This window comes from Bacteroidales bacterium (assembly GCA_023228145.1).
GTDB lineage: Bacteria > Bacteroidota > Bacteroidia > Bacteroidales > CAIWKO01 > CAIWKO01.
In genome coordinates, this window is sequence record JALOBU010000026.1 from 35970 (window position 1) to 41969 (window position 6000).

Here is a 6000-nt window from a genome sequence, read left to right on the forward strand (position 1 = left end):
TGGATTTCCGTCAATTTATTTATTTTGGTTTATCCAGTAAACCACCACTTTGTAATACGAAACACTGAAAGTCCTGCTGGAATCCGAAACCTGATGAAGGTCAATGCCTTGATTTTTATAACAGTAATCTGCATCTTTTTCATCATGCTCGGTAAGGATTAAAGTGGGTTTGTATGTGTTTATAGGATCTTTCCAGTTGAAATATTTATCCCATACCGGAATGGTATATGCCTTACAATCCCACGTGGATGATGCCGCCCAGGCACCTAAGGCCATTTTGCCTTTTAAATCAAAACCAGCAAGATAACTGTTGATAGCCTCCAGTTGAAAAGACCTTCTTTTATACGCACCTCCGTCTTTCTTAAGGTTATACAACCCGATAATCAAAGCAGCAAACAGAAAAACATACTTTAACTTTTTAAAATATGCCATAAGTTCAGCATATATTGAGGCAACAAAAACACCTGCGGCAACCAGGGTACTTGTCAGGTATTGATTTGGCAGATAAGTCATGGGGATTTTATGCAGTTCAATAACGAGCCATACAAACGCAAAAACGCTGATTTCAAAATGTCTGGCTTTATTTTTTTTGAAAACAAAAAATGCCAGAGCCACAACAAGCATCAGGTAGAAGTTCGCTACAAAGACTTTAAACGATCCAAGCCAGAGAATATGTTTATAGTTGAATTTTGCTACATTCCAGAATTCTATTAATCTGACAGGAAACCTTCCGCTTGTTTCACTCGACATCACGTACATGTAAAATTCTTTATTGGGAAGAAACCATGCTAAAAAATACAACAACGCAAAAAATGCCGAGAAAGCCATTGTCCAAAGAAATGCTGAATAGTCCTTCAGCAGGATTTTTTTTCTGTTCAGAGTACTGTTCAGCGAAATAAAAAACATACTTGCTGGCACAATGACCCCTGCGTACAAAAACTGAATTTTAGTGCTGTAACAGCAAAACATGGCAAACACAGAAAAGAAAATCAGCCATCTTTCTTTCTTTGCCGAACCTGCCTCCCTTGAACGGAATAAAAAATATAAGCCTAACAAGATAAATGATGTACCCATCATTTCGGCCATGCTGTAATGTGTAAACTGAAAAACATGGAATTCAAGCAGCGCAAAAACCATCATAAAAAATCCAAAACAGCGGAGTTTTGAATGTATCAGAAATAAAAAGAGCACCAGGCATGAGAATAACAACACTATCAGGCGGCCGACAATCAGCTTTGTGCCAAAAATGCTGAAAAAAGGATATTGTATCACATTAAACAAAGGTCCCCTGACGAAAGTAGAGTTTTCTGTCATGCTGAAAGTGCCATGGTCAACATAATTTCTTATTTGTGATGAATAAAGCCCTTCGTCAGTCCAGGCATCACGCATATAAATCGTCGGGTCAACAAGCGTGTCGGGGTCGCATTTCAGAAAAGGAAAATGCAGAAAAAAATATAAAATAACTATAATTGCCGGCAGGTATTTTTTGAACATTTGCATTTGCAAATTTATTGCATTTTAAAAAATCACTGAATTTTTAATTTTTTTTTGCTAATTAAAAATCATTTCGTAATTTTGCGAAATATAAACATATAAAGTAAAATTACTATGGATATAAAAGTTTTAGGCACAGGTTGCCCGAATTGCAAAACTCTCGAAAAGTCGGTAAAAAATACTGTGGAGGAATTAAATCTTGATGCCACTGTGGAGAAAGTGGAAGACATAGTTCAGATAATGAATTATGGCATCATGCGCACACCCGGGCTCGTGATAGACGGGAAAGTGATCCTGAGCGGCAGGATTCCGTCCACGAAAGAATTAAAGGAGATATTCGAAAAATACAAGTAAGCCATGTCGCCCAAGCCAAAATTTACGGAGCAACACAAGCAGATTGCTCTTATTGCCAAGGCACTGAGTCATCCTGCACGTGTTTATATTCTTGAAAAACTCAACGGACTGAACACATGCTGCACTAGTGGCGAAATGATAGGAGACATTCCTATAGCCCGTTCCACACTTTCACAACATCTGAAAGAGCTGAAATATGCAGGTTTGATACAAGGTGAGATAGAGCCTCCTATAATAAAATATTGTATAAACACTAAAAAATGGGAAATTGCAAAATCGCTCATGGAAGAATTTTTGAATAAAGGCAAAATAAATAACAAGAAAAAAATTGAACTATGAAAAAATTAATAGTATTAAAATCATTGACACTTGTTTTAACAGTTATGTTATTTTTAGGATGCAATCAAACGAACAAAAAAACAGACGACCAGTTGACAAGCGACACCATAGCAAAAGTTGAACAAAAAAGCATTGACTCGCTACCGGTAACAGATACGACAGATAAAAAAGATGTTGTTGAACAAAAAAAAGATTTATCTAAAGTTTTGGTGTACAACTTTCATATCACGAACCGTTGTGTGTCCTGCATAGCCATAGAAAAAGCCACTACAAAAACACTGAATACTTACTTTTCTGCAGAACTTAAACAAGGCAGGATCAAACAATATATCTTAAATGTAGATGAAGATGCAAATGCTAAGATCGCAGAGAAATACCAGGCATTTGGTTCAGGTTTATTTGTGACCAGAATCTATAAAGGGAAAGAAGCCACAACCGACATGACAGGTGATGGCTTCAAATTTGCAAGGAACAAAGAAGAAAAATTTATTGAGATTTTAAAAAGCAAAATCACTGAATATTTAAAATAAAGAACAATGAAAAAGCTAACTTTTATATTAATTTTATTTTTTGTGTCGCTTCATGGATATGGTCAAAGCAGCGGCGATACTATCATTTCAAACAACCCACAGAATCTGAAAGTGAGGGTACTTTATTTTCATATCACAAATCGTTGTAATACTTGTTATTCAATAGAAAAATATGTAAAACAAACCATTGATACTAATTTTGCTGAGCAGTTGGAATTAGGAATTATTGACCTTTATGTACTCAACTGTGAGCAGGCTGAAAACAAAGAGTTGGTAAAAAAATATGATGCTTACGGCGCAACACTGGCTATAACATATTATATTAACGGCAAAGAAGATAAAACTGAGGACCTTTCAAACTGGGCATTTCAGAAGGTACATAAACCCGAAACCTTCATGGAAGAACTAAAATCAAAAATTAATGAATCAATAAAATAAAAAAATGAAAAGAACTGCATTATTTTTAGCATTAATCATCATTTCTGTATCTGCCCTTTTTGCACAAAGCACCAAAGGAAAAGCAGAAGTTTTGTATTTCAAAGCCAACCTTGCCTGTTGCAAAGCCAGGGCATGCAACGCACTGGAAGCTGACATCAAGGGTATCGTAGAAAAAAACTATCCCACGGGAAATGTTGTTTTCAAAGAAGTAAAAATTGCCGATGAAAGCAATAAAGCCCTGATAGAAAAATATCAGGCCACCTCCCAGACGGTTATTATTGTTAAGAAAAAGAAGAAAAAAGAAATCAGCATAAACGTGACAGATATTGTAAAAAGTTATTTGCTCGACCAAAAAAAAGAAAACCTTGAAAAAGAGCTTATTGCCAAGATAGACGGATTTATAAAATAATTTTATGGATTTCTTACAAAACTGGCTTGATGGGACGAATGTTCCATTTTTATCTGCCTTTATACTGGGTATTATGACTGCCATAAGCCCATGCCCTCTTGCTACCAACATTACTGCTATTGGCTTTATAAGCAAAGACCTCGAAAATCGTAAAAAGATTTTTTTTAACGGCCTCTGGTACACTCTGGGAAGAGCAATCACCTATACAACAATTGGTGTAATTTTATTTTTTGGTGCCAGTACTTTTCATATTGCCAAATTTTTGCAGTCGCACGGTGAAAAATTTTTAGGGCCTCTTTTGATACTAATCGGCATACTGATGCTCGACTTTATTAAGATAAAACTACCCGGCAGCGGAAAGTTGACAGAACGAATGGGGAAAAACAAGAAAAACAACTGGTGGAGTGCGCTATTGCTGGGAGTAGTCTTTGCGCTTGCATTCTGCCCATATAGTGGTGTGCTGTATTTTGGCATGTTGATCCCCATCACCATCAGTAGTCCTTCAGGCTTGTTTCTGCCATTAATTTTTGCTATTGCAACCGGTTTGCCGGTAATTATTGTGGCTTATCTGCTGGCATTCAGCATTTCCAGTTTAGGAGGGTTTTACAATAAAGTAAAGATCTTCGAAAAGTGGTTCAGGCGGGTAATTGCTGTTGTCTTTATTATTGTGGGATTTTACTATGTATATATTTTTTACATACAAAAATTAATTTCATAAAATTTTTTATAAATTCATTTCGCCTTTTTGCGAAATACAAAAACGTATTATGATGGAAACAAAAAAAGAAATTAAAATTCTGATCTGGATCGCATTGGTATTCGGGGCGGTGTTTTTTTTACCAATAGATAGTGCCCGTTTTACAACAGCCATTGACGCAACCTTTGATTTAGCCAAATGGTATGCCCGTGAGCATGTAATTCTTTGCCTGCTGCCTGCTTTTTTTATTGCCGGAGTAATTTCAGTATTTGTCAGCCAGGGTTCGGTACTGAAATATTTTGGTGCCAACGCAAAAAAATGGCTGGCTTATTCAGTGGCTGCTGTTTCGGGAAGCATACTTGCGGTATGCTCTTGCACAATATTGCCTTTATTTTCAAGTATTCACAAACGCGGCGCTGGCTTAGGCCCTGCCATTGCCTTTTTATATTCAGGACCGGCAATAAATATACTTGCCATTATATTAACGGCACGTATTTTAGGTTTTGAAATGGGCGTTGCACGTACAGTTGGAGCTGTTTTCTTCAGCGTAATTATTGGAGTAATTATGTCGCTGATATACCGTAAAGAAGAAAAACAAAAACGCGAAGACCAGATGAATATACAACTTCCACCCGAAAAACGACCTATGTGGCAAACATCCTTTCATTTTTTTACGCTGATACTTATTTTGGTTTTTGCAAACTGGGGCAGCCCGGCTGAAGGCGACAGTTCAAGCCTATGGTATTATATATGGCATTACAAATGGTATATCACCGGATTTTTCGGATTGTTTCTGGTGTATTCGCTGATAAAAATATTAAAAATCAAATGGCAGTGGGTACTTTTTGCCGTTATAGCAACAGCGGCGGCCGCCATACTTTCCACCTTGTTTATTGCTGATTCGAAACTCAGCTCGCTGGTGCCCATGATCGTTGGCATTGCCGCATTAAGTATCATCACGCTTTTTGATAAAAAAGACCAGGAAAATAAAGAATGGACAATATCAACATGGGGCTTTGCCAAACAGATACTTCCATTACTTGCCATTGGTGTTGTTACAGCAGGTTTCCTTCTCGGTTCAACTCACGATGGGAAAACTATTGCCGGAGTGATACCCAACGAATGGATACAATGGCTGGTGGGTGGCAACTCCGTTTTTTCGAATTTCTTTGCCTCTGTTGTTGGTGCATTTATGTATTTTGCAACGCTGACAGAAGTACCCATATTACAAGGGCTGATTGCCTCAGGAATGGGTAAAGGTCCGGCCTTGGCCTTGCTGCTTGCCGGCCCTTCATTGTCATTACCAAATATGCTCGTGATCAGGGGTGTAATGGGAACACAAAAGACTATTGTTTATGTGGTTTTAGTTGTTGTGATGGCCACTATATCAGGTTTGATTTATGGAAGTATTTTTTAGGTTTTATTAAATCATTTTTTCAGTTCAACAAATGTTTGATGGTTCTGTAACAGAAAATGAAATGAAAGAACTTGCTGAACGTATTTACAGGTTTATTGAAAAATATGCGGTAATTTCTCCTGAATATAACGGGCATAATGAGAAATATACAAACTATGATGTACGTTCACTTTTAGCCTGTACTGATATGCTTCGTAAGGGAGAAAAACCAAAGGCATGTGCTTCTTCATGGAAGTGCAGTTGCGCTTATGAGCCACGTTGGTCGAAAGAAGGCGAAGCAGAACACGATGATATGATGCGTGAAATTTATAAGATAATTGAA

Annotated in this window: 9 protein-coding genes; 8 read left to right on the forward strand and 1 reads right to left on the reverse strand. The window is 37.2% G+C overall.

The window, feature by feature from the left end:
* Nucleotides 1–15: 15 nt before the first annotated feature.
* Nucleotides 16–1500 (reverse strand): hypothetical protein, encoded by a 1485-nt coding sequence (locus M0R16_11275; protein ID MCK9613452.1) that lies wholly within the window; start codon nucleotides 1498–1500, stop codon nucleotides 16–18.
* A gap of 108 nt (nucleotides 1501–1608) precedes the next feature.
* On the opposite strand from M0R16_11275, the gene M0R16_11280 reads away from it, so the two are divergent.
* From M0R16_11280 to M0R16_11315, 8 genes are all read left to right on the forward strand, one after another.
* Nucleotides 1609–1848, forward strand: a complete 240-nt coding sequence (locus M0R16_11280; GenBank protein MCK9613453.1) for a thioredoxin family protein — start codon at nucleotides 1609–1611, stop codon at nucleotides 1846–1848.
* 3 nt (nucleotides 1849–1851) lie between these two features.
* Nucleotides 1852–2187 (forward strand): helix-turn-helix domain-containing protein, encoded by a 336-nt coding sequence (locus tag M0R16_11285; GenBank protein ID MCK9613454.1) that lies wholly within the window; start codon nucleotides 1852–1854, stop codon nucleotides 2185–2187.
* Nucleotides 2184–2717, forward strand: coding sequence for a nitrophenyl compound nitroreductase subunit ArsF family protein (locus tag M0R16_11290; GenBank protein MCK9613455.1), 534 nt, complete (start codon nucleotides 2184–2186; stop codon nucleotides 2715–2717). The genes M0R16_11285 and M0R16_11290 overlap by 4 nt, the downstream gene beginning before the upstream one ends.
* Nucleotides 2718–2723: 6 nt before the next feature.
* Complete coding sequence (locus M0R16_11295; GenBank protein MCK9613456.1) at nucleotides 2724–3155, forward strand: nitrophenyl compound nitroreductase subunit ArsF family protein; 432 nt, start codon at nucleotides 2724–2726, stop codon at nucleotides 3153–3155.
* 4 nt (nucleotides 3156–3159) lie between these two features.
* Nucleotides 3160–3564 (forward strand): hypothetical protein, encoded by a 405-nt coding sequence (locus M0R16_11300; protein MCK9613457.1) that lies wholly within the window; start codon nucleotides 3160–3162, stop codon nucleotides 3562–3564.
* Nucleotides 3565–3568: 4 nt separating this feature from the next.
* Nucleotides 3569–4282, forward strand: a complete 714-nt coding sequence (locus M0R16_11305) for an aromatic aminobenezylarsenical efflux permease ArsG family transporter (GenBank protein MCK9613458.1) — start codon at nucleotides 3569–3571, stop codon at nucleotides 4280–4282.
* Nucleotides 4283–4331: 49 nt separating this feature from the next.
* Nucleotides 4332–5678, forward strand: a complete 1347-nt coding sequence (locus tag M0R16_11310; protein MCK9613459.1) for a permease — start codon at nucleotides 4332–4334, stop codon at nucleotides 5676–5678.
* Nucleotides 5679–5739: 61 nt separating this feature from the next.
* Nucleotides 5740–6000, forward strand: a 261-nt coding sequence (locus M0R16_11315) for a hypothetical protein (protein ID MCK9613460.1), incomplete at its 3' end; no start/stop codon positions are given.

Coding starts and splice junctions, on each gene's coding strand:
- M0R16_11280 (MCK9613453.1), top strand. CDS start 1,609: ATGGATATAAAAGTTTTAGGCACAGGTTGCCCGAATTGCAAAACTCTC.
- M0R16_11285 (MCK9613454.1), top strand. CDS start 1,852: ATGTCGCCCAAGCCAAAATTTACGGAGCAACACAAGCAGATTGCTCTT.
- M0R16_11295 (MCK9613456.1), top strand. CDS start 2,724: ATGAAAAAGCTAACTTTTATATTAATTTTATTTTTTGTGTCGCTTCAT.
- M0R16_11275 (MCK9613452.1), bottom strand. CDS start 1,500: ATGCAAATGTTCAAAAAATACCTGCCGGCAATTATAGTTATTTTATAT.
- M0R16_11300 (MCK9613457.1), top strand. CDS start 3,160: ATGAAAAGAACTGCATTATTTTTAGCATTAATCATCATTTCTGTATCT.
- M0R16_11290 (MCK9613455.1), top strand. CDS start 2,184: ATGAAAAAATTAATAGTATTAAAATCATTGACACTTGTTTTAACAGTT.
- M0R16_11310 (MCK9613459.1), top strand. CDS start 4,332: ATGATGGAAACAAAAAAAGAAATTAAAATTCTGATCTGGATCGCATTG.
- M0R16_11305 (MCK9613458.1), top strand. CDS start 3,569: ATGGATTTCTTACAAAACTGGCTTGATGGGACGAATGTTCCATTTTTA.